Annotated in this window: 22 protein-coding genes; 15 read left to right on the top strand and 7 right to left on the bottom strand. The window is 47.2% G+C overall.

The genetic code is table 11. The features are described from left to right. The first annotated feature begins 237 nt into the window (after positions 1-237). From galE to galM, 4 genes are all read left to right on the top strand, one after another. Positions 238-1,248 (top strand): UDP-glucose 4-epimerase GalE, encoded by a 1,011-nt coding sequence (gene galE, locus M1D72_RS06515; protein ID WP_456294987.1) that lies wholly within the window; start codon positions 238-240, stop codon positions 1,246-1,248. Positions 1,249-1,276: 28 nt separating this feature from the next. Continuing rightward, complete coding sequence (locus M1D72_RS06510) at positions 1,277-2,338, top strand: UDP-glucose--hexose-1-phosphate uridylyltransferase (RefSeq protein WP_456294986.1); 1,062 nt, start codon at positions 1,277-1,279, stop codon at positions 2,336-2,338. Positions 2,339-2,459: 121 nt separating this feature from the next. Beyond that, complete coding sequence (galK, locus tag M1D72_RS06505) at positions 2,460-3,572, top strand: galactokinase (RefSeq protein ID WP_390193265.1); 1,113 nt, start codon at positions 2,460-2,462, stop codon at positions 3,570-3,572. A gap of 14 nt (positions 3,573-3,586) precedes the next feature. After that, entirely contained in the window at positions 3,587-4,645 is a 1,059-nt protein-coding gene (gene galM, locus M1D72_RS06500) for a galactose-1-epimerase (protein WP_456294985.1), read from the top strand. Between the two features lie 77 nt (positions 4,646-4,722). On the opposite strand, the gene M1D72_RS06495 is transcribed toward galM, so the two are convergent. From M1D72_RS06495 to M1D72_RS06485, 3 genes are all read right to left on the bottom strand, one after another. Then, a complete protein-coding gene (locus M1D72_RS06495) occupies positions 4,723-5,727 on the bottom strand; it encodes a substrate-binding domain-containing protein (RefSeq protein ID WP_456294984.1) in 1,005 nt (334 codons plus the stop codon). 161 nt (positions 5,728-5,888) lie between these two features. Next, positions 5,889-6,293 (bottom strand): hypothetical protein, encoded by a 405-nt coding sequence (locus M1D72_RS06490; RefSeq protein ID WP_456294983.1) that lies wholly within the window; start codon positions 6,291-6,293, stop codon positions 5,889-5,891. Between the two features lie 138 nt (positions 6,294-6,431). Continuing rightward, positions 6,432-7,331 carry a LysR family transcriptional regulator ArgP gene (locus M1D72_RS06485; RefSeq protein ID WP_456294982.1) on the bottom strand — a complete coding sequence of 300 codons (900 nt, stop codon included), beginning with the start codon at positions 7,329-7,331 and terminating at the stop codon, positions 6,432-6,434. A 110-nt stretch (positions 7,332-7,441) separates the two neighbouring features. On the opposite strand from M1D72_RS06485, the gene M1D72_RS06480 reads away from it, so the two are divergent. Further along, positions 7,442-8,059 (top strand): LysE/ArgO family amino acid transporter, encoded by a 618-nt coding sequence (locus tag M1D72_RS06480; protein ID WP_456294981.1) that lies wholly within the window; start codon positions 7,442-7,444, stop codon positions 8,057-8,059. A gap of 91 nt (positions 8,060-8,150) precedes the next feature. Beyond that, positions 8,151-8,870, top strand: a complete 720-nt coding sequence (locus tag M1D72_RS06475) for an SGNH/GDSL hydrolase family protein (RefSeq protein ID WP_456294980.1) — start codon at positions 8,151-8,153, stop codon at positions 8,868-8,870. Positions 8,871-8,980: 110 nt separating this feature from the next. Here M1D72_RS06475 and M1D72_RS06470 read toward each other — a convergent pair whose 3' ends face one another. Together M1D72_RS06470 and M1D72_RS06465 are read right to left on the bottom strand one after the other, a co-directional pair. After that, positions 8,981-10,204 (bottom strand): aldose 1-epimerase family protein, encoded by a 1,224-nt coding sequence (locus M1D72_RS06470; protein ID WP_456294979.1) that lies wholly within the window; start codon positions 10,202-10,204, stop codon positions 8,981-8,983. Between the two features lie 295 nt (positions 10,205-10,499). Continuing rightward, the gene (locus M1D72_RS06465; protein ID WP_390192239.1) at positions 10,500-10,934 is read right to left on the bottom strand and encodes a hypothetical protein; all 435 of its coding nucleotides are present in this window, start codon (positions 10,932-10,934) and stop codon (positions 10,500-10,502) included. 163 nt (positions 10,935-11,097) lie between these two features. Between M1D72_RS06465 and M1D72_RS06460 the strand changes: the two genes are divergently transcribed. Further along, complete coding sequence (locus M1D72_RS06460; RefSeq protein ID WP_390192237.1) at positions 11,098-11,523, top strand: GNAT family N-acetyltransferase; 426 nt, start codon at positions 11,098-11,100, stop codon at positions 11,521-11,523. Between the two features lie 68 nt (positions 11,524-11,591). On the opposite strand, the gene M1D72_RS06455 is transcribed toward M1D72_RS06460, so the two are convergent. Beyond that, positions 11,592-13,301: a phospho-sugar mutase gene (locus M1D72_RS06455; RefSeq protein ID WP_456294978.1), complete on the bottom strand. Its 1,710-nt coding sequence runs from the start codon at positions 13,299-13,301 to the stop codon at positions 11,592-11,594. 348 nt (positions 13,302-13,649) lie between these two features. On the opposite strand from M1D72_RS06455, the gene M1D72_RS06450 reads away from it, so the two are divergent. The 8 genes from M1D72_RS06450 (at position 13,650) to M1D72_RS06415 (ending at position 22,950) form a co-directional block, all read left to right on the top strand. Further along, complete coding sequence (locus M1D72_RS06450; RefSeq protein ID WP_456294977.1) at positions 13,650-14,132, top strand: MarR family winged helix-turn-helix transcriptional regulator; 483 nt, start codon at positions 13,650-13,652, stop codon at positions 14,130-14,132. A gap of 2 nt (positions 14,133-14,134) precedes the next feature. After that, on the top strand, positions 14,135-15,586 hold the full coding sequence (locus M1D72_RS06445) for an efflux transporter outer membrane subunit (protein WP_456294976.1): 1,452 nt from the start codon (positions 14,135-14,137) through the stop codon (positions 15,584-15,586). Between the two features lie 15 nt (positions 15,587-15,601). Next, complete coding sequence (locus tag M1D72_RS06440; RefSeq protein WP_456294975.1) at positions 15,602-16,792, top strand: efflux RND transporter periplasmic adaptor subunit; 1,191 nt, start codon at positions 15,602-15,604, stop codon at positions 16,790-16,792. Positions 16,793-16,803: 11 nt separating this feature from the next. Next, positions 16,804-18,303: a DHA2 family efflux MFS transporter permease subunit gene (locus tag M1D72_RS06435; protein ID WP_456294974.1), complete on the top strand. Its 1,500-nt coding sequence runs from the start codon at positions 16,804-16,806 to the stop codon at positions 18,301-18,303. 377 nt (positions 18,304-18,680) lie between these two features. Then, positions 18,681-19,799, top strand: a complete 1,119-nt coding sequence (coxB, locus tag M1D72_RS06430; protein WP_456295613.1) for a cytochrome c oxidase subunit II — start codon at positions 18,681-18,683, stop codon at positions 19,797-19,799. Beyond that, the gene (gene ctaD, locus M1D72_RS06425; protein WP_456294973.1) at positions 19,796-21,451 is read left to right on the top strand and encodes a cytochrome c oxidase subunit I; all 1,656 of its coding nucleotides are present in this window, start codon (positions 19,796-19,798) and stop codon (positions 21,449-21,451) included. The genes coxB and ctaD overlap by 4 nt, the downstream gene beginning before the upstream one ends. Positions 21,452-21,460: 9 nt before the next feature. Continuing rightward, the gene (locus M1D72_RS06420) at positions 21,461-22,069 is read left to right on the top strand and encodes a cytochrome c oxidase assembly protein (RefSeq protein WP_456294972.1); all 609 of its coding nucleotides are present in this window, start codon (positions 21,461-21,463) and stop codon (positions 22,067-22,069) included. Next, the gene (locus tag M1D72_RS06415; protein WP_456294971.1) at positions 22,066-22,950 is read left to right on the top strand and encodes a cytochrome c oxidase subunit 3; all 885 of its coding nucleotides are present in this window, start codon (positions 22,066-22,068) and stop codon (positions 22,948-22,950) included. The genes M1D72_RS06420 and M1D72_RS06415 overlap by 4 nt, the downstream gene beginning before the upstream one ends. Before the next feature lie 5 nt (positions 22,951-22,955). Here M1D72_RS06415 and M1D72_RS06410 read toward each other — a convergent pair whose 3' ends face one another. Continuing rightward, positions 22,956-23,183, bottom strand: coding sequence for a DUF2909 family protein (locus tag M1D72_RS06410; protein WP_456294970.1), 228 nt, complete (start codon positions 23,181-23,183; stop codon positions 22,956-22,958). Positions 23,184-23,227: the final 44 nt, after the last annotated feature.

The raw sequence follows: 23,227 nt of genomic DNA, 5'->3' as shown, positions 1-23,227 counted from the left end.
CCGAGCCGCGAATGTTGTATTTGGATTAGCCTTATAATGGTGCTTTTTTGTAAACGTTTACTTCTGGTCATTAATTTATTAACTCGTGCTTTATTAACAGGGAAATTAGTACCTCTTAAATTTTTAATGAAAATTAGTGGAAACGTTTACATGTTGTGCTTTTTATCACAGAAACGATCTTCGTCGTACTGCTAAACTCAGCGCTACTAATTTGGGTAATCAACAGAGAGGTTAGTCGTGAACGTTCTCATTACCGGTGGCATGGGGTATATCGGCAGTCACACTTGCGTTGAAATGTTAGAATCGGGTTTAACACCCATCATCATTGATAACTTATGTAACGCCAAATCTGAAGTACTCAATCGCATTGAGCACTTGACTCAACAACGCCCGGTTTTTTTAGAGGGTGATGTCCGTGATGAAGCCTTTATGGACTCCGTATTTGCCCAATATGATATCGATTCGGTGATTCATTTTGCCGGATTGAAAGCGGTGGGGGAGTCAGTCAGGAAGCCTCTTGAGTATTACGACAATAACGTAAATGGTTCGTTGGTACTCACCCGCTGTATGCGCAAAGCGGGCGTCACAAGTCTTGTCTTCAGCTCTTCAGCAACGGTTTATGGCGATCCTCAATCTGTGCCAATTACTGAACAGGCCCCTACTGGAGCGACAACAAACCCCTATGGTACCAGTAAATACATGGTGGAGCGGTGTCTCATGGACTTGGTTCATGCCGAACCCGAGTGGAGTATTACGTTGCTACGCTATTTTAATCCGGTTGGTGCACACCCTTCAGGATTAATGGGAGAAGACCCACAAGGCACGCCCAACAATTTGATGCCTTTTATTGCGCAAGTTGCCGTCGGGAGACGCGAAAAGCTGTCTATCTTTGGTGATGATTATCAGACAAAAGATGGTACGGGTGTACGGGACTACATCCATGTGCTCGACTTGGCCGATGGGCATATCGCGGCGCTACAACAAGTGGGTGCAAAGCCGGGACTGCATATTTTTAACCTTGGTACGGGACAGGGCTCCAGTGTACTGGATATGGTGAATGCATTTTCTCAAGCAAGCGGTCAATCGATTGCTTATGAGCTGTGTCCGCGGCGGCCAGGAGATATTGCGAAGTGCTGGGCAAGTACTGACCAAGCTCAGCGTGAGCTTGGTTGGAAAGCCAAACGCAGTGTTACCGAAATGACCGCCGATACATGGCGCTGGCAGTCTAACAACCCTCAGGGTTATTAAGTTTTTAACAATTTGGGTAAATACGATTATGGCGAACAAACAATTTAATCCGGTTGATCATCCCCACCGACGCTTCAATCCATTGACAGGTCAGTGGGTTCTTGTTTCTCCCCATCGCGCTAAGCGCCCTTGGAGTGGGCAAGATGAAACCCCTGCACTCGAGCAGTTACCAAGTTATGAGCCTACGTGCTTTTTGTGTCCAACGAATCCACGGATTTCTGGCGATGTGAACCCGGATTATCATGGCACTTATGTGTTTGACAATGATTTTGCGGCATTGATGATCGACTCACCGGATACGCCGCCGTCAGAAGACCCATTATTTCAAGCGCAGGGGGTTCGTGGTTTAAGTCGAGTCATTTGCTTCTCACCCGATCACAGCAAAACCTTACCTGAACTCTCGGCTCACGCCATTCGACAAGTGGTCGATACCTGGAGTGAACAAGTCGCGGAGCTAGGCAAAGAGTATATATGGGTTCAGGCGTTTGAAAATAAGGGAGAAACCATGGGGTGCTCTCAACCACACCCCCATGGGCAAATTTGGGCAAATAGTTTTTTGCCCAATGAGATCGAACGAAAAGACACTAACCTGAAACAGTACTACCAGCAGCATAACCGCAACTTATTGACTGACTACGTCGAGGCAGAATTAAAGCATGGTGAGCGTGTTGTCGTCGAAACCGAACATTGGGTGGCACTCGTGCCTTATTGGGCTGCGTGGCCATTTGAAACCATGTTGCTGCCAAAAGCGGCGGCTCGGCGTTTCAGTGACTTAAACGAAGCACAGCGTGATGATCTTGCTTTAGCACTGAAAAAGCTCACGAGTCGCTATGACAACTTGTTCCAATGTTCCTTCCCGTATTCGATGGGATGGCATTATGCGCCATTCTTTGAGCAAGGAATCGATATCGAGCATTGGCAGTTACATGCCTTGTTTTATCCACCACTGCTGCGCAGCGCCAGCGTGCGTAAGTTTATGGTCGGTTATGAAATGTTAGCGGAAACGCAGCGTGATTTAACGGCGGAACAAGCCGCTCAAAGGCTACGTGATGTGTCAGATGTCCACTACAAGTCCGAACACAATGACTAACAACGGCGTAACCCAATCCGTTTTTAGTGCGCTTTCTTTAGGCTAGAGCGCTAAATAACCAAAATTGAAGAGAAATAACATGAGTGATCCAGTAAGCAACGTGTCGGCGAGTTTTGAAACGATGTTTGGCGCAAAACCGCAGTTCTTGGTCCAAGCTCCAGGGCGAGTTAACTTGATTGGCGAACATACCGATTACAATGACGGTTTCGTTCTGCCGTGTGCGATTAACTATCAGACTGTGGTCGCTGCGAGTCGACGTGAAGACAGCCTTGTACGAGTGGTGTCGGCCGATTACCAAAACCAGTTGGATGAATTTGACTTAACCCAGCCGATTGAATTTCAAGCCGATAAAATGTGGGCCAACTATATCCGTGGTGTGGTGAAATGCTTGCTTGAGCGTGATTTGACGTTAGGTGGATTAGATCTGGCTGTGAGTGGAAACGTACCGCAGGGCGCAGGGCTTAGTTCTTCTGCCGCGTTGGAAGTGGTCATAGGGCAAACGTTTAAAGAGCTTTATCAACTTAATCTATCTCAAGCTGAAATTGCACTCAACGGGCAAAAAGCAGAAAACGAATTTGTGGGCTGCAACTGCGGTATTATGGATCAGCTGATTTCTGCTGAGGGCGTTGAGAACCACGCCTTGCTGATTGATTGTCGAACCCTAGCCACCAAGCCGGTTTCTATGCCAAAAGAGTTGGTGGTCGTTATCATTAACTCGAATAAACAGCGGGGGTTAGTTGACAGCGAATACAACATGCGTCGTGAGCAGTGTGAGCAAGCAGCACAAGCGTTTGGCGTGCCCGCCCTTCGAGATATCAGTTTGGCGCAGTTCGAACTGAATAAAGCGAGTTTATCGCCAGTGGTGGCGAAACGCGCTCGCCACGTGATTACTGAAAATGCACGAACGATTGAGGCAGCAAAAGCGCTCGAAGAGGGGAATATCGCCCATTTAGGCGCCTTGATGGCGCAATCTCATGCCTCTATGCGAGATGATTTTGAAATTACAGTACCGGAAATTGATACCTTAGTTGAAATTGTTCAAGGTGTGATTGGTGACCAAGGTGGTGTGCGGATGACGGGTGGTGGCTTTGGGGGCTGTGTCGTATCATTGGTGGTGCCTGAGTTAGTGGAAGCGGTTACATCTGCTGTTGCTGAGCAGTATCAAGCTGCAACTGGACTCAAGGAAACTATCTATGTCTGCCAAGCCCATACAGGGGCTGGCCTCGTCAACTGATCAAGGAGCACAGCGTGACCCATCCACTATTTGAAACAATGACAACTGAGCCTGCGTATGATGGCAAGCCGGCGACATTGGTTGAACTTAAGAATGCCAAAGGCATGCGTTTGGTATTGATGGATATCGGTGCAACCTGGCTGAGCTGCAGTTTACCCTTGGCAAGCGGTGAGCAACGGGAAGTACTGCTGGGTGTCGACACCCTAGCGAACTTCAAGCGCCAACAAAGTTACATGGGGGTAACGGTTGGGCGTTATGCGAACCGTCTTGCTAAAGGGGCTTTTAACGTTGATGGCCAAGCGTATATCGCTGACCAAAATCAGAAAGGAAATTGCTTGCACGGTGGTGATGGTGGGTTTCATAGTTTGCGTTGGGAAATTGAATCGCACTCTGACTACCATGTTACTTTCAAGATAGTTTCCGCTGACGGCGACCAAGGTTTTCCAGGTAATGTAACCATGCGTGCTACTTATACCCTGACAGATGACGATCAAGTCTTGATTGATTACCAAGGGGAAACTGATAAAGCAACGCCGCTCAACATGACCAACCATGCGTATTTCAACTTAAATGGCGCCGAGTCTCAAACTGATACTCTTGCGCATGAATTATGGATTGATGCGCCATGGTATTTACCCATTGATGATGCTGGCATTCCAAATGCGGACTTAACGGCAGTCATTGAAACTGGATTCGATTTTCAGGAGCCGAAAACGCTTGGTCAAGATTTACTTAAAGATGAGCAGCAAAAGCCGCATCAAGGTTATGATCATGCTTACTTTTTTTCTGATCAGCGTGATGTCGCGAAGCCGATTGCGCGTCTTGTCAACCAAGACCAAAGCATTCGGATGGACGTGTTAACCGATAAGCCTGCCATTCAGCTCTATGGTGGGAACTGGTTGGAAGGCACACCGGCACGTAACGGGCAATATTATAAAACTTATGCTGGCGTGGCACTGGAAACCGAGTTTCTCCCTGATTCTCCGAATCATCCAGAGTGGCCTCAACCCAGCTGTATCATCGAACCTGGACAAACGTACCGCTTTCATACTGGCTATCATTTTCACTATTAAGTCAGTGACAACCCCAATAAGGCTTACGCAAGTAAGCCTTATTGCTATGTGCTTATTGCTGTGTGTCTGCAGGGGAATTAATCGAGCGCTTTTACCGAGTCGCGTTTGACCATGGTTGGTGAATAGCGCATGACCTCTGGCTCGGTAGGGGCATCACCTGCTGCGAGTTCCAGTGCGAGATTCGCCGCTTTTTCCGCCATCATTTGTATTGGATAACGTACGGTGGTAAGCCTTGGTTTTACGTAGCGGGCAATAAACCCATCATCGAAACCCACGATGGAAACTTGACTCGGTACGTCAAGACCATTTTCATCCAAAATAGATAATGCGCCTGCCGCCATATAGTCGTTGTAGGCGACAACACCGGTAAACTCAATTCCTTTGGTTAAAAGGTGCATCATCGCATCTTCGCCGCCGTCATTGTCGGGTTCACCACTTTCAATATAAGCATCTGACAGCGGTATTTGATGATCAGCCAGAGCTTGGCGATAGCCTCCAATACGTTCATTAGCATCTTCTATATCGTGGCTAGAAGTGATACAGGCAATTTTTTCGTGGCCCTGGCGAATGAGAAACTCGGTCGCCAAATAGGCCCCTTTGTGGTTGTCAAGATATACGCAGCGATCTTCTAATTCAGGAACATGGCGATTAATGATCACTAGGCCTTGAACTTCCTTAGAAAAATCAATCAGCTCTTGGTCTGAAAGGGCTTTAGCGTGAATCACCAATGCGTCACAGCGGTTATTGATCAGTAATTCTATCGCCCGGCGTTCATCATCGGCGCTGTGGTAGCCATTTCCTACCAGTAAATGTTTACCGTTTTGGTGGGCTACCTTATCTATCGCTTTTACCATCGTGCCAAAGAAAGGATCGGAGACATCACCTACTAATACCCCGATTGTATTGGTGCTTTGACTGACTAAAGCCCTCGCTGCGGCGTTTGGCCGATAACCCAACTCATTCATGGCTTTGGTTACAGAATCGATTGAGCTCTGGCTCGCTTTTGGAGATTTGTTGATAACTCGAGAGACAGTAGCAACAGAAACGCCAGCGGCTTTCGCTACATCTTTGATAGTAGCCATGAAATTTGAGTTCCTCAGTTAGACATTTAGGAAATTAAACACTGGATGTTTGGCTAAAGCAAACATTGAATTCCCAATCATACTCAAATGCGAATTAAGCCATCACATTCATTAACATAGTCCTGCTGTTTTAACCCGTTTGGTTAATTTATGGGCTTGATTTACGCCGAATCAGCGAGCGACTCAATGGCGACGAAATTCAGGTCGCTCGGTGGCGTAATAGTAACGCCCGACACAGCCTGTTGTGAGTAGGTTTGCCGCGCGAGTTTGGGCGATAAGAAGGTGATCGTGGCGTTTGCCAAATCGAGTACACCTAAGGCCACGTTTTTGACCTCGACGCCTGATTCGCCCGCAGGCTGATCCGTAAACTGACGCAAAATCAGCAATCGTTTCACCTTTTCCATCTCACCACGCTTTTGAGCCCAGAGCTCAAAGTCGTGGGCGTTTTCTGCGTGAAAATGAATGTTCATTTGTGGGCTACTGATAAACAGCCGGTTACTTAGGCTATTTGCTTCAAAATAGCGGGCAAAATCGCTGATTGAGCACGCGACATCGGTCGTTAACATCGGCATATCCTATGACCATTGATGGTAAGTGTTACTCGGTGTTGTTTGTTTCCACCAAGCTATGGCTAGTATATCCAGCCTTACGAGTTAACGCTTGCGCCAAGCGCTCAATGTAAGATTGCACCAATATTCAGCGAATTAGCTTGAGCGATGTAACTCACTCGTTGAGGCGTCAAATAACACGTTGGTCACCCTATCGAGTAATTTGGATTGGACTGCTGCATGTTGCCAATAAAGCGGTTCATCAAGCCACATCTCAGGGGCAAGATACACCAACTGTTGATGTTTTATGGCGTCGCCAAGTAGACCCTCAGCGACCATACACCAACCCATGTGTTGAGTCGCAGCCGTCACTAATCCGGAAGAGTTGGGCATAAAGTGGACGTTATTGGGAGAAAGTGCCTGGTGGGTGACTTTTTCCATAAAGCGGTGTTGTAAGGGGTCTTTACGGTTATAAGCAATGAGCGGCGCTTGAATAAAGGCTTGTGGTGTAAGCCCGTTTGCAAAGTACCGTTTGGCAAATTGCGGAGAGGCCACGGCATAATAGCGCATGTTGCCCAAGTTATGACAAGTGCAGCCTTGGAGCGGCGTTTTCTCCGAGGTCAACGCACCAATCGCTGTGCCATTTTTGACGTAGTCGAGGGTATAGTCTTGGTCATCAACGCACAGGTCAAAGAGATGACCATGCTGTTGGTGAAGTGCGGTTAAGGTGGGAATAAGCCATGTCGAGAGCGAATCTTCATTAACCGCAAGCGTAAAGCGCTTGGCCTGCGTTGACGCTCGAGGAACAAACTCCGCCATGACTTCGGTTTCGAGTAGGGCCATAGGTTTGACTTTCGCGAGCAGTTTTTCACCTGCAGGTGTGGGTTGGCAAGGTGACTGGCGAATCACCAGCAACTGTCCTATGCGATCTTCTAAGGTTTTAATTCGCTGTGAGATGGCAGAGGGCGTGACGGCTAAACGCTTGGCCGCCGCGTCAAAGCTGGTTTCTTCAATGACGGCAATAAATGCTTGTACTTGTGGAGAGAGTAAACTCATAGTGATGGCATCAACATTAGTAATTCTTAACTAAGATAAGATTATATCGTTTTCCTAATTAAGTCTTGTTGTCGATAATTGAAAACAACTTTTCCTTATTTGACGTTTTTATGATCATTTCTTCATTAGCAACTGGATTTACTACGGGCGCTGGCCTGATTGTTTGTATTGGCTCCCAAAACGCGTTCGTTCTTCGCCAAGGATTGCTACGCAGCCATGTTGGTTTGGTGGCCTTGGTATGTATTATCAGTGACATTTTGCTGATTGCGGCTGGCATTTCAGGGCTAGGGTTTATGGTTGAGCAATGGCCAACTATGTTGCAGTGGGTTCGCTATGCGGGCGCCTTATTTCTTGCATTTAATGCGTTTCAGGCGGCAAAACGTGCATTCGATACCCATCAATCGTTGAATCCTTCCGAGTTCATTGCTCCGAGTCGAAAGAAAATACTGCTAACTTGCCTGGCATTTACGTGGCTCAACCCTCATGTGTATTTGGATACGGTGTTCATGCTGGGCAGCTTGTCGTTGCAGTACACCGAAGGCACCCAATGGGAATTTGGGGCAGGTGCGATGCTAGCGAGCGTGGCGTGGTTTATCTCTATCACTTACGGGGCGCGTTTTTTGCTGCCGTTATTTAAAAATCCCAACGCGTGGCGCGTTCTTGATGGGCTCGTCGCGTTAGTCATGACGTATCTTTGTATTGGACTGTTAGTGGTGCCACTTAATTAAACTTAATGGTGAATCTGCCGTGTTCTCACATTCAATATTGCATTTTTCGTTAAGGTGTCGATAAACGATGGCGTTAAAAGGTATGGTCACTATGAATCTAAAACGATTATTTTTTGTGTTTACGCTTAGCACGTTGACGATAAACAGCTTTGCTGCCGATGCCAAATTTGTGCCTTACGGTAAAGCGGATAAATTTGAATCTGAAATCGCCCGCTTTGAAACACGAGACCAGAAAAATCCTCCTGCGCCTAATGGTATTGTGGTGGTCGGCAGTTCCAGTATTGGTATGTGGCATTCGCACATTAAACAAGATTTGGCTCCGCTGACGATCATTCCTCGCGGGTTTGGAGGCAGTAACATGAATGATTTACTGCATTATGCTGAACGAGTGATTGTGCCTTATCAGCCACGCGCCGTCGTGATTTATGAAGGGGATAATGATATTGCTCAGCGTGTTGCGCCGCAACGAGTTGCTGATACCTTCGCCAAGTTGGTCAATACCATTCATCAACAGTTGCCAGATTGCCGTATCTATGTGCTTTCGGTAAAACCCAGCCCCAAACGCACCAGTCACTGGCCGAATATGCAGCGCGTCAATCAATTGCTTGAAGCGCAAAGTCGCGAGGACCAAAATATCACCTATGTGGATGTTGCCACGGCGATGTTTGACGAGCACGGTAAGCCTAATTCAGCGCTTTATCGTAAAGATAGGGTTCATATGTCACGTGAAGGGTATTTAATCTGGACCCAAGTTTTAAAGCCAATTTTGATTGAAAAAGAACTTGAATATGAACCTTCTTATCAGTCTTAGCCGGTGATGCCGAGGCCAACCGTGCGAGACGCTTGTGCATGCCTCACTATCAATGATGTTCGATGTGAAAAGACCACCCCTTGGGTGGTCTTTTCGGAGTAAAAATCACGTTAGTCGCTGACGTTATTTAAATCCACAATCGGTTCTTCAACCTGCTTGACGGGGTTTCCGCCTTGAATGTCATCAACAATTTTTAGGGCTTGTTTAACATCCGATGCATTGTCGAGTAATTGATAAGTGACATCAAAATGCTTTGATTGTCCGGCCTTGATGGTGGGGACCAAACCCAGTGGACGCTGATATTTGGTGTTGTATGCGTAGCTGGTGCCGGGTTCAAGCCCCGTTACATAACCTTGTTTTTCCGTGTCAGTATTTTTCCAAAGGGTCAGTACAGGCAGTTGTTCTACATTAAACTTCACTGCCACGCCTTTATTGGCCGCCGAGTTATGCAGAACGGCCAACGAGTTGCCTTTTTTATCGGCTAACGGCTTAAGATTAAAGACCATCTCATCAAAATCTTTGGTTGGACCAAGGTAAGTTTGCCAATCCTTTAAGCCCTTTTTTGCATAGGCATTAAACGGAGAGATTTCACTGGCAGGGGCTGAGACTTGAGCGCCTTTCTCCAAAATTGGCGTACCAAAATTAGAGTGATAAATGATCTGGTATTCATCGTCGTAGTCAGCGTGATTGGTGAGTGTGTCATGCACAGAAAAACGCAAACTCCCCGGAGTGGTTTCAAATCGAGTTTGCGTGACCAGCTCTGCTTTTTTAAATGTGCGCTCTGAAATATGACCTTGAACCGAGATGGTGTAAGGGGCCTCCTCTTCAATGGTAACTTTTACCGCTGAGGCTGGGGTATTTTGCGCTCGACCATGAAGGCTTAAAAGTTGACCGTTATCATCCACGCCAGGATGCCCTGTCCATTCGTAACCGCAGCGCACCAGCATTTCATTAAACCCGTCGAGCCAACCTAATCCGTTACGACTTTCAAGGTCGATATACACTGGATTGACAATTTCTTTGACCGGAGAATCCCATCCGAGCACACGTTGACCATCTTGTTTAACGTTAAAAATGCCCATACCACGCGTCGGCACTAAAGTAATCTCCAGCTCTCCGTTTTTGATCACGATAATGTCAACGCCAGCTTGTTTGCCGCCATAGAGGCGCTGCTTTTCGACTGAGAACGGTGTCGGGCTATCAATCCCTAGTTGCTCACTGGTTACTTGCCAATTTCCCACATCTTGGTGGCTGTCGGTAAGGATAAATTCCGCGCCATAAGAAAAAACTGGGCAGGCGAGAAGTAGGGCAGCACATACAGAGGTTAATTTCATGTTGATTCCTTATTATTATCTGGCATAACTGAAACGATTCAGCTTGTAGGCTGAACCGTTTCAGCATAGATAAAGTTCCTGAATGGTTTCAAACAGAAAACTAACCTTGTGTGATGATGTTCATATCTGTCGGGCGGGGTTTGGCCAAGTTTGATTGGTGAATCACGTTCAGCAGTCATATGGCGTCATCGCTGTGTTTATGCCCAGTCAGCGCATCCATAGACACCATGTACGTTGGTCAAAATTGTCGCAATACATGGCTTTATCGCTTAAAAAACTAGGAATTGAATGACGATTAACCCTGCATGCACTGAGTGAGGCTTTCTTTTACTCGACGCGCAGAGCGAATAATTTTTTCTTGAGCGATTAAACCATCGCTCATATCGCTTTCTATCAATTGATTCACGCGTAAGCTGCTGGCGCGGATATCATCGCCTTTGACGATCGAGCGAATCATGGTATCGCGGTAACGTTTGGGAAAGTCTTGGTAAGCATCGTATGAACAGTTTGCCATACGCTCAATCCGCTGGCTGGCGATATCAAGGAGGGATTCGAATTGCTGATGTGACATCTCAAGTTTGGCGGCTTGCTCTTTGAGCTCGTCGACAAATAGCGGTGTGGTACTCTCGATATAACTTGAAATGTATTGGTTCTTGAGTTCTTCATCACTGGAGTTGGAACATCCCCCCAGTGCAAGGCAGGCGATAATAAAGAGAATTTTTTGAGTCATGATGAAATTCCGAAATACGATCAATTCGCGGTTACTCTTAGACGGCGACAATAATGCCTTCAGTCTTAAATTTTGAGTTTATCAATGAAAATCATTTTGTTGTCTGTCTGTCACGTATACTGATTGGATCGAGAGAATCACCGCTAAATGGAGGCGTGTCAAAATGTCTGTGCAGTTTATGATTAATCCGCCTAAATCGATTCGAGAAGTCATCTACAAAGGTTTGCAATCGTTCAATGCGCGTCACTTACCTGAAGGTGAGGTTTATAGCATTGCCTGCTTTGAGCAAGATGCCCAATTTAACGTGCTTGGCGGATTGATTGGCGAAGTGTTCAAAACCACGTTATTCGTCGAGTACCTATGGGTTGATGAAACGCACCGAGCGTCTGGGTTGGGTCGAGCGTTGATGTCAGAGATGGAACATCAAGTCCGTAAGCTTGGCGTGTGCGATTTATGCCTTGATACCTATACCTTTCAAGCCAGAGAATTTTATATTCGTATGGGGTTTGAAGAAGTGGGGCGGTATAGTGATTTTCCTGCTCAGGGGATTGATAAAATTTTTATGCAGAAGCGCTTAAGTCATCCATAAAAAAAGCCATCAACAGTAGGGGCTGCTGATGGCTTAAGGGTTATGTAGTATGACTTTAAGGCTGGGTCTTAAGAGGCGAGACTGGCTTGATGTTCGCTAATCAGTGTCTCCATCTCACGTTCGGCATTGGCCTGCGCTTGTTCAAACGTTTCATCGATTTCAAAATCACCTGCAATCTCATAGTAACACTTGAGTTTAGGTTCCGTTCCTGACGGGCGAACGATGACTCGAGCGCCGCGTTCAAGTTGGTAAGTCAGAACATCGCTGCTTGGCAAATTGATGGCCTGAGTCTCACCATTTGCGTAAGTGCGTAGAGATAACTTGAGATCGTCAATGATTTCAACGCGGCGCCCGGCAATCATTTTAGGTGGGTTAGCTCGCAACGCGTCACCAACGGGTGGTGTGTCGGGCGATAATGCGATGCTGCGCTGCGCGTTAATATGCATCCCATGCTGACGATACAATGACTCCAGTTGATCCCAAATCGTTTTGCCTTGGCTTTGCAGTTCAGCCGTTAACTGTGCGAAGGCGACCAAAGCGGAAAGGCCATCTTTATCCCACACTTTGTTACCGACGGTGTATCCGAGCGCTTCTTCATAAGCAAACAAGAATTGATGATCTGATGTTTGTTTTTGCATCGCCACATTGGTCAGCCACTTGAACCCTGTTAACGTCTGGTAGTACTCAGCCCCGGCAGCTTTGGCAATTTTGCTGAGCAGGGTTGACGAAACAATAGTATTGCCGACCAACTGCTTGCTAGCGTCTGTATTGCTAAGTAAGTAGTCACCAAATAAAGCGCCGACTTGGTCACCTGTTAGCATCTGATAACCGCCTTGTGGCTTTTTAACGGCCACGGCAAATCGATCAGCATCAGGGTCGTTGGCACAAGCAATGTGTGCATCGACCGATTCAGCAAGCGCCATCACCATATCCATTGCGCCCGCTTCTTCAGGGTTAGGAAAGTTGACGGTTGGGAAGCTACCATCGGGCTCTCGCTGCTCTGTAACGCTATGAACTTGCTCGAACCCTGCGTCTTTCAGCAAGGTCTCCGCCATTTGCGCTCCGACGCCGTGCATTGCCGTGTAGGCGATACGTATTGCGTTGGGTTGATGATGATTTTGCAGTAGTGGATTACCAGAAATCGCCTGACGATAGGTCTGGTAGTAGTCATCAGTCAACCATACCAATTTTTCATCTTTTTCTGCTTGAGCTAAAGACTCTAATGGGAGCGGTTTGGTGGCTGCAATATCAATTTGCTCGGCAATACCTGAATCGTGCGGAGGAATGATCTGCGCGCCATTTTCCCAGTACACTTTAAAGCCATTGTACTCGGGTGGATTATGGCTGGCTGTGACGACCACCGCTGCAGCGGCATTAAAGTGTTTAACCCCAAAGGCAACGATCGGCGTGGCAGCGACTTGGTGAGTGAGATAAACCTTGATGCCCAGTGCTGTAAGTACACTGGCGGTATCATGGGCAAACTGCTTGGAATCTGGACGACCATCATAACCAATGACCACACCACGTTGTCTAGCGTCTGTGATTTGTGCAATCAAATAGTGCCCTAAGCCTGCCGCTGTCTCTTGAATCACTAATCGGTTCATTCGGTTTGGCCCGCAGCCAACTTTTCCGCGTAAGCCAGCAGTACCAAATTCTAATCGTGAGCTAAAGCGACTTTCCAATTCATCGATCATTTTTTCATCGATCAGATATTGCAGCTCTTCTCGTGTTCTTGGGTCTGGGTCGCGTTGCAACCACTGAGTCACTTTTTCCATCATAGCGGTAACCTTCATATTGTTGATGGAGAAATTGTAAGTGATATCTATTTTCGTTTACGAGAGCGCAATCGTTAAAACCTGCAACATCACCTTAACCTAACAATTTCTCTTGGATAACTACCAATTATTAGTTCTAAACCTGTGATTTTACGAGAGCAATTTCAACCCCTAGCCGCCAATTCGTTCGCCAATATCCTGTGATCCGCCAATGTTCACCTCAATCCCTAATGTGATTGGAGTCAAAAAAAATCACTCATTAATATTTATTTACAATTGACTTCATTCACCATTAGGCGAATAATTAATTGCATAGTCAATTAATGACATGACAATTAAATGGTGAGTTTTATGTCTAACCGCAATTTGGCGCCGGACTCGATCATTGAAAACTTAGGTTTTCTGCTTGGGAAAAGCTGCCACATTAAAGATCGACTGCTCGATCAATACTTGTTACCAGAAGATATTACGTCGACGCAGGGTAAGGTTTTGTTTCAAATTTACCACCTGCGTTTTAATCGCCCGTCACACATCGGTAAGTCATTGAACGTCGATAATAGCGCGATTACACGCATGCTCGATCGTCTGGAAAAGAAAGAGCTCATTCGGCGTTTACCTGACCCTGAAGACCGTCGCTCGATTGTGATTACGTTAACCGATACCGGTGTTGATGTGGTGGAGCGAGCGCTGCCGCTTGCTGCACAAGCGATTGATGAGCTCACCCAAGCTCTCACCGCAGAAGAAATTGAACAGCTGCGCCACTGTCTACAAAAAATTATTACCTCTGCGCTGCCAGAGAATTGCCAAGATACATACTTGAAGGGTTCAAATTGATAATGCGTCACTATACAAAAATGACCGTACTGGCCTCCTTGCTTGTGCTTGCGGGTTGTTCAGCGCCAAGCAATATAAAGCCGATAAACCACGTTGCGGAGAAGTCTATTCTTGAACACAGCCAGCAACTGGCGTCCGCTCCCCTTTCGCCAGCGGTGTGGCCAGCACAAGATTGGTGGGTGCCGCTCGATGATCGTCAACTTGAACAGTTGATCGATACGGCATTGGTGAATAGCCCAGATATGCAGATGGCCAACGCCAGTTTGGTGAATGCATCGGCCATGGTAATGGCGGCAGATGCCCAGTTTGAACCGTCACTTTCTGCCGATGCCAGTATTCAGCGAGCTCGTCTTTCTCGTTCACAAGATTACGCTTTTCAAGGTAACCGCTATGGCACCATTTATAACCTGGGGTTAAGTGGTCAATACAACTTTGACTTGTGGGGCGGTGAGCGTGACGCATGGGAAGCGGCTGTCAATAACCAACGAGCGGCGCAAATTGATCATCAAGCTGCGCGCATTACGCTATCCAGCGCCATTGTTCAAACCTACGTGCAACTGGCCAACGCCTATGTGCTTGAGGATTTGGCACAAAAGGATCTCGACCGTACCAATCGTATCGTAGAAATCACGTCTCGCTTATTGCAACACGGTTTGACTTCTGAAGACCGTCTTTACACCGCGCAAAGTGGCGCGGCCAGTGCGAAACAAACACTGAAAAAGCGCCAGCTATCGGTAAGACAATTAAAAAATGCCATCGCTACTTTGGTGGGGCAAGGTCCGGATTTGGCAAACACCATTAAACGCCCAACGATAGAGATGGATACCTCGCTTGCACTGCCGCGTAATGTGCCAGCGAATTTGCTCGCTCATCGCCCAGATATTGTGGCTGCAAAGTGGCGCGTAGAGGCATCAACTAAGCAAATCGAATCAGCGAAAACGCGTTTTTATCCCAACGTTAACCTCAGCGCGATGGCGGGCTTTAAAGCGATGCTCGGCGATGCGGTATTTGATGACGTTAGCCGCGCATGGAGTGTCCAACCGGCGATCTCTCTACCGTTATTTACCACCGGGTTGAAAGCGAATCTTATCGAAAAAACCGCTGGGTATGACTCTGCTGTCGCACAGTACAACAAGACCTTAGTCAATGCGCTTGGTGAAGTCGCGGATAACATTCTGGCGATGCAATCGATCGAAAAACAGCTTGTTGATGCGAAGCAGAGCATGAACTTGGCAGAAAAGAGCTACGACATCACGGTCAAACGCTATGAAGCCGGCATGGGAAGTCAACTCGAAGTGCTTATGGCTGAGCAACAACTGATTCAAGCTGAATCGTCTTTTACTCTCTTAAAGAATCAACAACAAGAACAGCAAGTATTGCTTGTTCGCGCACTGGGTGGTGGTTTTCAACAAGACTCATCAAGCCAGGTAGCAACCACGGCAAACTCATTGTGATAAAGGTTTAACAACATGACAGAAACGAACAATCAAAATCAAACATCACCTCAAACCGCTAAACGCAAAAAGAGTTTGACCATCTTCGTGGCTATTTTAGTTGTCGCGGCGATTGGTGCGGGTTTCTACTACACCAATTATGTGGTGGGCAATCAGGAAACCGAAGATGCGTATGTGAATGGTAACTTGGTGCAAATTACCCCAGAAATTACCGGAACCGTCACCGAAATTGCGGCTGATGACGGTGATTATGTAGAGAAAGGCCAAGAGCTTGTGCGTTTTGATGACGCCGATGCGCAGATCGCGTTTGAAAATGCCATGGCGAATCTTGCGCAAACGGTGCGTCAAGTTCGCGGGCTATTTAACAATGTCGAACAAGCCAAAGCTGTGGTGGCAGAGCGTACTATCGATCTGAATAAAGCCAAAACTGACGTCAATCGCCGTAAAGATATGGTTAAAGCGGGTGGGTTGTCACAAGAAGAGCTGAGCCATGCACAAGATATGGTGAACTCGGCAGAGAAAGCCTTGGCTGTCGCTGAGCAGCAGTTGAAGTCTCAGCAAGCGATGATTCACAACACCACAGTAGAAACGCACCCTTTAGTGAAAACGGCAGTCGCACAAGTTAAACAAACGTACTTGGCGAAACAACGTACGCGTCTGGTAGCCCCAGTGTCTGGTTACATTGCGCAGCGTAACGTTCAGGTAGGGCAACGCGTTGGTCAAAGCTCGACGCTGATGGCAGTTGTGCCGCTGGATCAAGTATGGGTTGACGCCAACTTTAAAGAGACGCAACTGAACGATATGCGTATTGGCCAACCTGTTACCTTGATCTCTGATCTATATGGCGAAGATGTCGAGTTCCACGGCAAAGTTGAAAGTCTTGGCATCGGAACGGGCAGCGCGTTTTCTATTCTGCCAGCTCAAAATGCGACGGGTAACTGGATCAAAGTTGTTCAGCGTTTGCCTGTCCGCATTGAGTTAGACCAGCATGATATTGCTCAGCACCCACTGCGTATTGGGTTGTCGATGACCGTTGAAGTGAATACATCAGATACCGGCGGGGCGTTGTTAGCGCAAAGCGGCTCAACCACATCACGCTATGAAACCGATGTTTATGCTCAGTCATTAGCTGGCGTCGATCAGCTTATCGAACAGATCATCGCAGATAATGACGTTGCTTCTGAGCAGTACGCGGCGAAGAAATAGAAGGTGTCAGTATGAGTCAACAACAAGGGTTTCGACCCGCAAATATGGCTCTGTGCATCTTTGCCATCGCCCTTGGGGTGTTTATGCAAGTGCTCGACACCACTATCGCCAACGTTTCACTGCCGACGATTGCCGGTAATATGGGGGTCAGCCTTAACCAAGGTACGTGGGTCATTACCTCATTTACGGTGAGTAATGCTATTGGGTTACCTATTACCGCTTGGTTAAGCCGCCGGTTCGGTGAAGTTCATTTGTATGTTGGTGCCTTGATCGCGTTTAGTATTACTTCATTTTTATGTGGTATTTCGCAAACCATGGGTGAGCTGGTACTGTTTCGCACCTTACAAGGCTTTGCGGCAGCGCCTTTATTTCCTATGAGTCAGGTGCTGCTGATGTCGATTTTCCCCAAAGAGAAGCGACACATGGCGCTGGCTTTAATTGGTATGGTCGCCGTTGTCGGGCCGATCGTTGGGCCTATTTTAGGTGGCTGGTTAACCTACGACTATAGCTGGCCTTGGATCTTCTTTATCAATATTCCGATTGGCGTGTTTAGCGTGGTCGTGATCATGGCTCAGCTGAAAGATCGTCCGAAGCAAACTTCCAAGCCCAAGCTTGATGTGATTGGTCTTGCGACCATGGCTCTCGGAGTTGGCGCACTGCAAATTGTATTGGATAAGGGTAATGAGCTGGATTGGTTTGCGAACGCATGGATCATCGGCGGAACCATTTTTGCGGTCATCATGCTGGTGTTTATGGTGATTTGGGAACTCACTGATGAACACCCAATCATCAATTTGCGCCTGTTTGCTAACCGTAACTTCTGTATTGGTACGATTTTGCTGACCTTAGGCTACTCAGGCTTTTTCAGTATTAACTTGATTTTGCCTCAGTGGTTACAAAGCCAAATGGGCTATACCGCATTGTGGGCTGGCCTTGCTGCTGCGCCGATGGGAATTATTCCGTTCTTTATGACGCCGCTACTGGGTCGGTTTGGTGGTCATTTAGATATGCGCAAATTGGCGGCGGGTTCATTCATTGTGATTGCGATCAGCTGTTACGCACGGGCGAAGTTTAACACTGAGGTCGACTTCACCAGTATTGCTATCGTGCAGTTGTTCATGGGCATCGGTATTGCGTTGTTTTTTATGCCGATGACGACGATTTTGCTGTCTGATTTAAGTGGGCCTGACGTGTCAGATGCTGCGTCTTTATCAACATTTATTCGTACCATTGGCGCCAGTTTTGCGTCTTCGTTAACCACATGGATTTGGTCTCGAAATGCAAGCTTACATCACTCCGTTCTTGCCGAGCATATTTCGCCATACAACCCTCTGGTGGCGCCCGCACTGCAAAATGGTGATACGCAAACTACGCTGGCGGGCCTTAATGGCACGATCACGAGTCAGTCGTTTATGATGTCAACCATTGATTTATTTACGATTTTAATGGTGTTGTTTTTTACATTGGTTCCTTTTATTTTCCTAACACGTAAAGCGGTCAAACACGCCTAACTATTTCCAACCGTTCCAATTTGAGCCTCGCTTTACGCGAGGCTTTTTTCTTGCTCATCGTCACCTACACATTGAGATTCGGCTCACCCATTGAATCTGCCGGGTTGCAACCGCCGATCAAAGAGTGAGAGGTCAACAAATGAATTACATCATTCCTACCTTGCTCAATTCAACATCTTTAACTAACGTTGTTAACATAAATGCAACAAATATCAGTCATTTTTAGACCTCATTATGCTTTTTTGCTCCTTTAGGTTTAGTGATGCATCAACGACACGGTGATGCTATCGAGCAGAAACGTAGTGAAGATCAAACGCCAGCAGAGGAGAAATCTGTTGAAAAGTGTTGTCATCCGTTTGTGGCTATTTGCCGATATCATGCTGATAGGGTTTGCCGCGCCAGCGATTGCGAGTGAATCCAACTTCAACATGACCAAAGGCGTGACAGAAATCAGTGGGAAAGTCTATGACTTACATATGCTGATTTTTTACATCTGCTGTGCCATTGCGGTGGTGGTATTCGGTGTGATGTTCTACTCCATTCTTCGTCACCGTAAATCAAAAGGCGCCGTAGCGGCCAATTTTCACGAAAGCACTAAAGTGGAAATCATCTGGACCGTGATTCCAGTACTGATTCTGGTCGCGATGGCCATTCCCGCCACCAAAACCTTAATCGCAATGGAAGATACATCTCAATCCGATTTAACCGTGAAAATCACGGGGTCACAATGGAAGTGGCATTACAGCTACTTCGATCAAGATGTGGAATTCTTTAGCCTGCTGGCGACGAAACAAAATCAAATCGATGGCATTGAAATGAAAGGGGCAAACTACCTACTTGAGGTTGACCAACCGTTAGTGTTACCAGCGGATAGAAAAGTACGCTTTCTCATGACATCTGATGACGTCATCCATTCATGGTGGGTACCCGCGTTTGCGGTCAAAAAGGACACCATCCCAGGCTTTATCAATGAAGCATGGACACGGGTTGATGAGCCGGGTATCTATCGCGGCCAATGCGCCGAGTTGTGCGGCCGTGCGCATGGCTTTATGCCCATAGTGGTTCAGGTACTAGAACCAAGGGAATTTGATACTTGGCTTGAGGACAAAAAGCAGCAAATCGCAGAGCAGAAATTACAGGCCCAGTCGGCGCTGACACAATCCTTAAGCCTTGATGAATTAATGACTCAAGGCGAGAAGGTCTACCTTGAACGTTGCTCTGTCTGTCATCAACCGACCGGGCTTGGTGTGCCAGGTGCCTTTCCTGCGATCAAAGGCAGTGCAGTTGCGACTGGAAATATCGACACCCATTTGGATGTGGTGCTCAATGGTCGAGCGGGAACCGCGATGCAAGCATTTACTAACCAGTTAACCGAGCAAGAAGTGGCAGCGGTGGTGACGTATCAAAGAAATGCTTGGGGTAATGATACTGGCGACACAGTGCAAGCGGCCGATGTCAATGCCTATAAGCAAGGCGCGTCTAAGGAGGGAGAATGAAAACCTCAGATTCAAAACAAACTGCGTCAGCACCGATAACCGATGCTGAGCTGAGCCGTGCAACTCCGGCGATGGATGACGACGGTGTTGAGCACAGTTCTGACCATCATGGCGCGCCTTCTGGCATTGGACGTTGGATATATTCAACCAACCATAAAGATATTGGCACCCTATATTTGTGGTTTAGCTTCATTATGTTTTTAACGGGTGGCGCAATGGCCATGGTGATTCGCGCTGAACTTTTTCAGCCCGGCTTACAATTGGTTGACCCAGAATTTTTTAATCAGATGACCACTGTGCACGGGCTAATTATGGTGTTTGGCGCGGTGATGCCAGCGTTTACTGGGCTGGCTAACTGGATGATCCCGATGATGATCGGTGCTCCGGATATGGCGTTGCCTCGAATGAACAACCTTAGCTTCTGGATTTTACCATTTGCCTTTCTTATTTTGCTGGCATCGCTATTTACGGAAGGGGGCGGACCTAACTTTGGCTGGACGTTCTATGCTCCTCTTTCAACCACTTATGGCCCAGATAGCACCGCTTTGTTTGTCTTTTCAGTTCATATTATGGGCATCAGTTCGATCATGGGGGCGATTAATGTCATCGTTACCATCGTGAACATGCGGGCACCCGGAATGACGTGGTTCAAAATGCCTTTGTTTGTGTGGACTTGGTTCATTACCGCGTTCTTGTTGATTGCCGTGATGCCAGTACTGGCCGGTGCCGTGACCATGGTACTCACGGATAAGTACTTCGGAACCAGCTTTTTTGATGCTGCAGGAGGCGGCGATCCGGTGATGTTCCAGCACATTTTCTGGTTCTTTGGGCATCCGGAAGTCTACATCATGATTTTGCCTTCCTTTGGCATTATTTCGGCCATTGTTCCAGCATTTAGCGGTAAGAAGCTCTTTGGTTACCATTCAATGGTTTATGCAACGTGCTCAATCGCTTTATTGTCGTTTTTAGTCTGGGCACACCATATGTTTACCACGGGTATGCCTGTATTTGCTGAGCTGTTTTTCATGTATTGCACCATGTTAATTGCTGTGCCCACGGGGGTAAAAGTATTTAACTGGGTTGCCACAATGTGGCGCGGTGCATTGACCTTTGAAACGCCAATGTTGTTTGCTATCGCCTTTATCGTGTTGTTTACCATCGGTGGTTTTTCAGGTTTGATGCTGGCGATCGTTCCTGCCGACTTCCAATACCACGATACCTATTTTGTGGTTGCCCACTTCCATTATGTCTTGGTCTCTGGTGCGGTGTTTTCAATCATGGCGGCGGCGTATTATTGGCTGCCGAAATGGACAGGTCATATGTATGACCACAAATTGAGCTTGTGGCATTTCTGGTGCTCTCTCGTGTCGGTTAACATTCTGTTTTTCCCAATGCACTTTCTCGGCTTGGCGGGTATGCCAAGGCGTATTCCGGATTACGCAATTCAATTTGCAGATGTGAATCAAGTGGTGTCGATAGGTGGTTTTGCGTTCGGTGTTTCTCAGCTCATCTTCCTATGGGTGGTGATTAAATGCGTACGCGGGGGAGATGCCGCGCCAGCGAAGCCATGGGAAAGGGCAGAAGGACTGGAGTGGACAGTGCCCAGTCCGGCACCACACCATACATTTAGTGAGCCACCAAAAGTGGATTAGGGGGCGGCTATGAATGAGCAACAAAGAGCCAACAAACGATTAAGTGGCAAATTGCTGTTCGCCACCCTGCTCATGTTTGGGTTTGGGTTTGCCTTAGTACCACTCTATGACGTGATGTGCGACGCCTTAGGGATTAACGGCAAAACTAGTTCAGAGGCGCAAATTCAGCCTCAGGGAATGGTGGTGGATACTTCACGGATGATTCACGTTGAGTTTATGGCTCATATCAAGCAAGGCGTTGATTGGGAACTCAGACCAAAACAAGCTTCAATGGACGTGCATCCAGGGCAAGTGATTCAAACGGCTTACGTTGCCGTTAATCGCTCGTCAGAGCGCATGATTGGACAAGCGGTACCATCGGTCTCACCAGGTTTAGCTGCGAGCCATTTCAATAAAATTGAGTGTTTTTGCTTTCAGCAGCAAGGGTTAGATTCTCAACAAACCGCGGAGCTACCACTCATTTTCTATATTGAGCCTAACGTACCCGCGTCGATTCATACACTGACGCTCTCGTACACCCTGTTTGATATTACAGAACGGACATCGAAACAAGATGTAGCCGCTTTGAATATGGCGGCGATTGCTCCTTATGTGAAGTCTATTGGAGGTGGACAATGAGCCAAAAACTTCCTTCTTATTATGTCCCTGCTCAAAGCTCATGGCCCATCATGGGCGCCGTCGCGCTGTTTTTGATTGCTGTGGGCGCTGGGTTGACCGTTCAACACATGGGTCAAACCGGCGGGGCAGGCACGTTGAGTAAAATCATCCTGGTGTTTGGTTTTTTCATTTTACTGGTGATGTTTGCGGGATGGTTTAGCAATATTATCACTGAATCACTTTCTGGACTCTATTCCGCCCAGCTCGGGCGCTCGTTTCGCCAAGGAATGAGTTGGTTCATTTTTTCTGAAGTCATGTTTTTTGGTGCTTTTTTTGGCGCGCTATTTTACGCCAGATTGATTGCGGTGCCTTGGCTGGGCGGGGCTGGAAATAATGTGATGACCAATGAAGTGCTGTGGCCTGCCTTTGAGTCACTGTGGCCACTGACAACCACCCCCTCAGGACAAACCACTCAAGCGATGGGCTGGCAAGGTATTCCATTGACCAATACCATTTTGTTGCTGCTTTCCTCAGTGACATTACATATGGCCCACATCAGCTTAGAGAAAAACCATCGCATGGCGCTGGTCGTATGGTTGGAACTCACCATTGTTCTTGCTGGATTCTTTTTATATTACCAAGGTGTCGAGTATGCCCATGCGTATAGCGATCTTGGATTGACATTACAGTCCGGTATCTACGGTAATACCTTCTTTATGCTGACAGGCTTTCATGGATTGCATGTCGGGTTAGGTACACTATTTCTGATTGTATTGTTGGCACGAATCGCCAAGGACCACTTTACGCCGAAGCAACACTTCGCTTTTCAGGCAGGCAGTTGGTATTGGCATTTTGTGGATGTGGTTTGGCTGTGTCTGTTTGTCTTTGTTTATGTGCTTTAAATGGTTTAGTAGGGGCGGGGATTGGGGTCAATCAAACCGCTAAGCAGGGCAATGATCAACAAGACAACCACGAGGGCGGAAAGTAGGACACGCCGGCCTAAATAGTGACTCATCGGCTTATGGTTATTGGTTTCATCATCAGATTGTTTGGACATTAAAATCATCGCTTTAGCGAGGTTCACAATGATAAATAGCAGCAGTAACACTAAACATAGCTTAAACAAAACTACCATAACGGCCTCGTTTCAATGGTCTGTGTGGCTGGGGGCTGTGTTAA

Source organism: Vibrio sp. AK197, assembly GCF_053903115.1.
Note: the sequence above shows the minus strand (reverse complement) of the source record. Positions and strands in the feature narration are given on the sequence as shown.

Excerpts from the sequence above, each read along its gene's own strand:
- M1D72_RS06480 (WP_456294981.1), top strand. The coding sequence starts at position 7,442 with ATGATCATTTCTTCATTAGCAACTGGATTTACTACGGGCGCTGGCCTG.
- M1D72_RS06510 (WP_456294986.1), top strand. The coding sequence starts at position 1,277 with ATGGCGAACAAACAATTTAATCCGGTTGATCATCCCCACCGACGCTTC.
- galK (WP_390193265.1), top strand. The coding sequence starts at position 2,460 with ATGTTTGGCGCAAAACCGCAGTTCTTGGTCCAAGCTCCAGGGCGAGTT.
- M1D72_RS06490 (WP_456294983.1), bottom strand. The coding sequence starts at position 6,293 with ATGTTAACGACCGATGTCGCGTGCTCAATCAGCGATTTTGCCCGCTAT.
- ctaD (WP_456294973.1), top strand. The coding sequence starts at position 19,796 with ATGAAAACCTCAGATTCAAAACAAACTGCGTCAGCACCGATAACCGAT.
- M1D72_RS06465 (WP_390192239.1), bottom strand. The coding sequence starts at position 10,934 with ATGACTCAAAAAATTCTCTTTATTATCGCCTGCCTTGCACTGGGGGGA.
- M1D72_RS06470 (WP_456294979.1), bottom strand. The coding sequence starts at position 10,204 with ATGAAATTAACCTCTGTATGTGCTGCCCTACTTCTCGCCTGCCCAGTT.
- M1D72_RS06475 (WP_456294980.1), top strand. The coding sequence starts at position 8,151 with ATGAATCTAAAACGATTATTTTTTGTGTTTACGCTTAGCACGTTGACG.
- M1D72_RS06450 (WP_456294977.1), top strand. The coding sequence starts at position 13,650 with ATGTCTAACCGCAATTTGGCGCCGGACTCGATCATTGAAAACTTAGGT.
- M1D72_RS06435 (WP_456294974.1), top strand. The coding sequence starts at position 16,804 with ATGAGTCAACAACAAGGGTTTCGACCCGCAAATATGGCTCTGTGCATC.
- coxB (WP_456295613.1), top strand. The coding sequence starts at position 18,681 with ATGCTGATAGGGTTTGCCGCGCCAGCGATTGCGAGTGAATCCAACTTC.
- M1D72_RS06440 (WP_456294975.1), top strand. The coding sequence starts at position 15,602 with ATGACAGAAACGAACAATCAAAATCAAACATCACCTCAAACCGCTAAA.
- M1D72_RS06415 (WP_456294971.1), top strand. The coding sequence starts at position 22,066 with ATGAGCCAAAAACTTCCTTCTTATTATGTCCCTGCTCAAAGCTCATGG.
- M1D72_RS06495 (WP_456294984.1), bottom strand. The coding sequence starts at position 5,727 with ATGGCTACTATCAAAGATGTAGCGAAAGCCGCTGGCGTTTCTGTTGCT.
- M1D72_RS06455 (WP_456294978.1), bottom strand. The coding sequence starts at position 13,301 with ATGATGGAAAAAGTGACTCAGTGGTTGCAACGCGACCCAGACCCAAGA.
- M1D72_RS06445 (WP_456294976.1), top strand. The coding sequence starts at position 14,135 with ATGCGTCACTATACAAAAATGACCGTACTGGCCTCCTTGCTTGTGCTT.
- M1D72_RS06420 (WP_456294972.1), top strand. The coding sequence starts at position 21,461 with ATGAATGAGCAACAAAGAGCCAACAAACGATTAAGTGGCAAATTGCTG.
- M1D72_RS06410 (WP_456294970.1), bottom strand. The coding sequence starts at position 23,183 with ATGGTAGTTTTGTTTAAGCTATGTTTAGTGTTACTGCTGCTATTTATC.
- M1D72_RS06460 (WP_390192237.1), top strand. The coding sequence starts at position 11,098 with ATGTCTGTGCAGTTTATGATTAATCCGCCTAAATCGATTCGAGAAGTC.
- M1D72_RS06485 (WP_456294982.1), bottom strand. The coding sequence starts at position 7,331 with ATGAGTTTACTCTCTCCACAAGTACAAGCATTTATTGCCGTCATTGAA.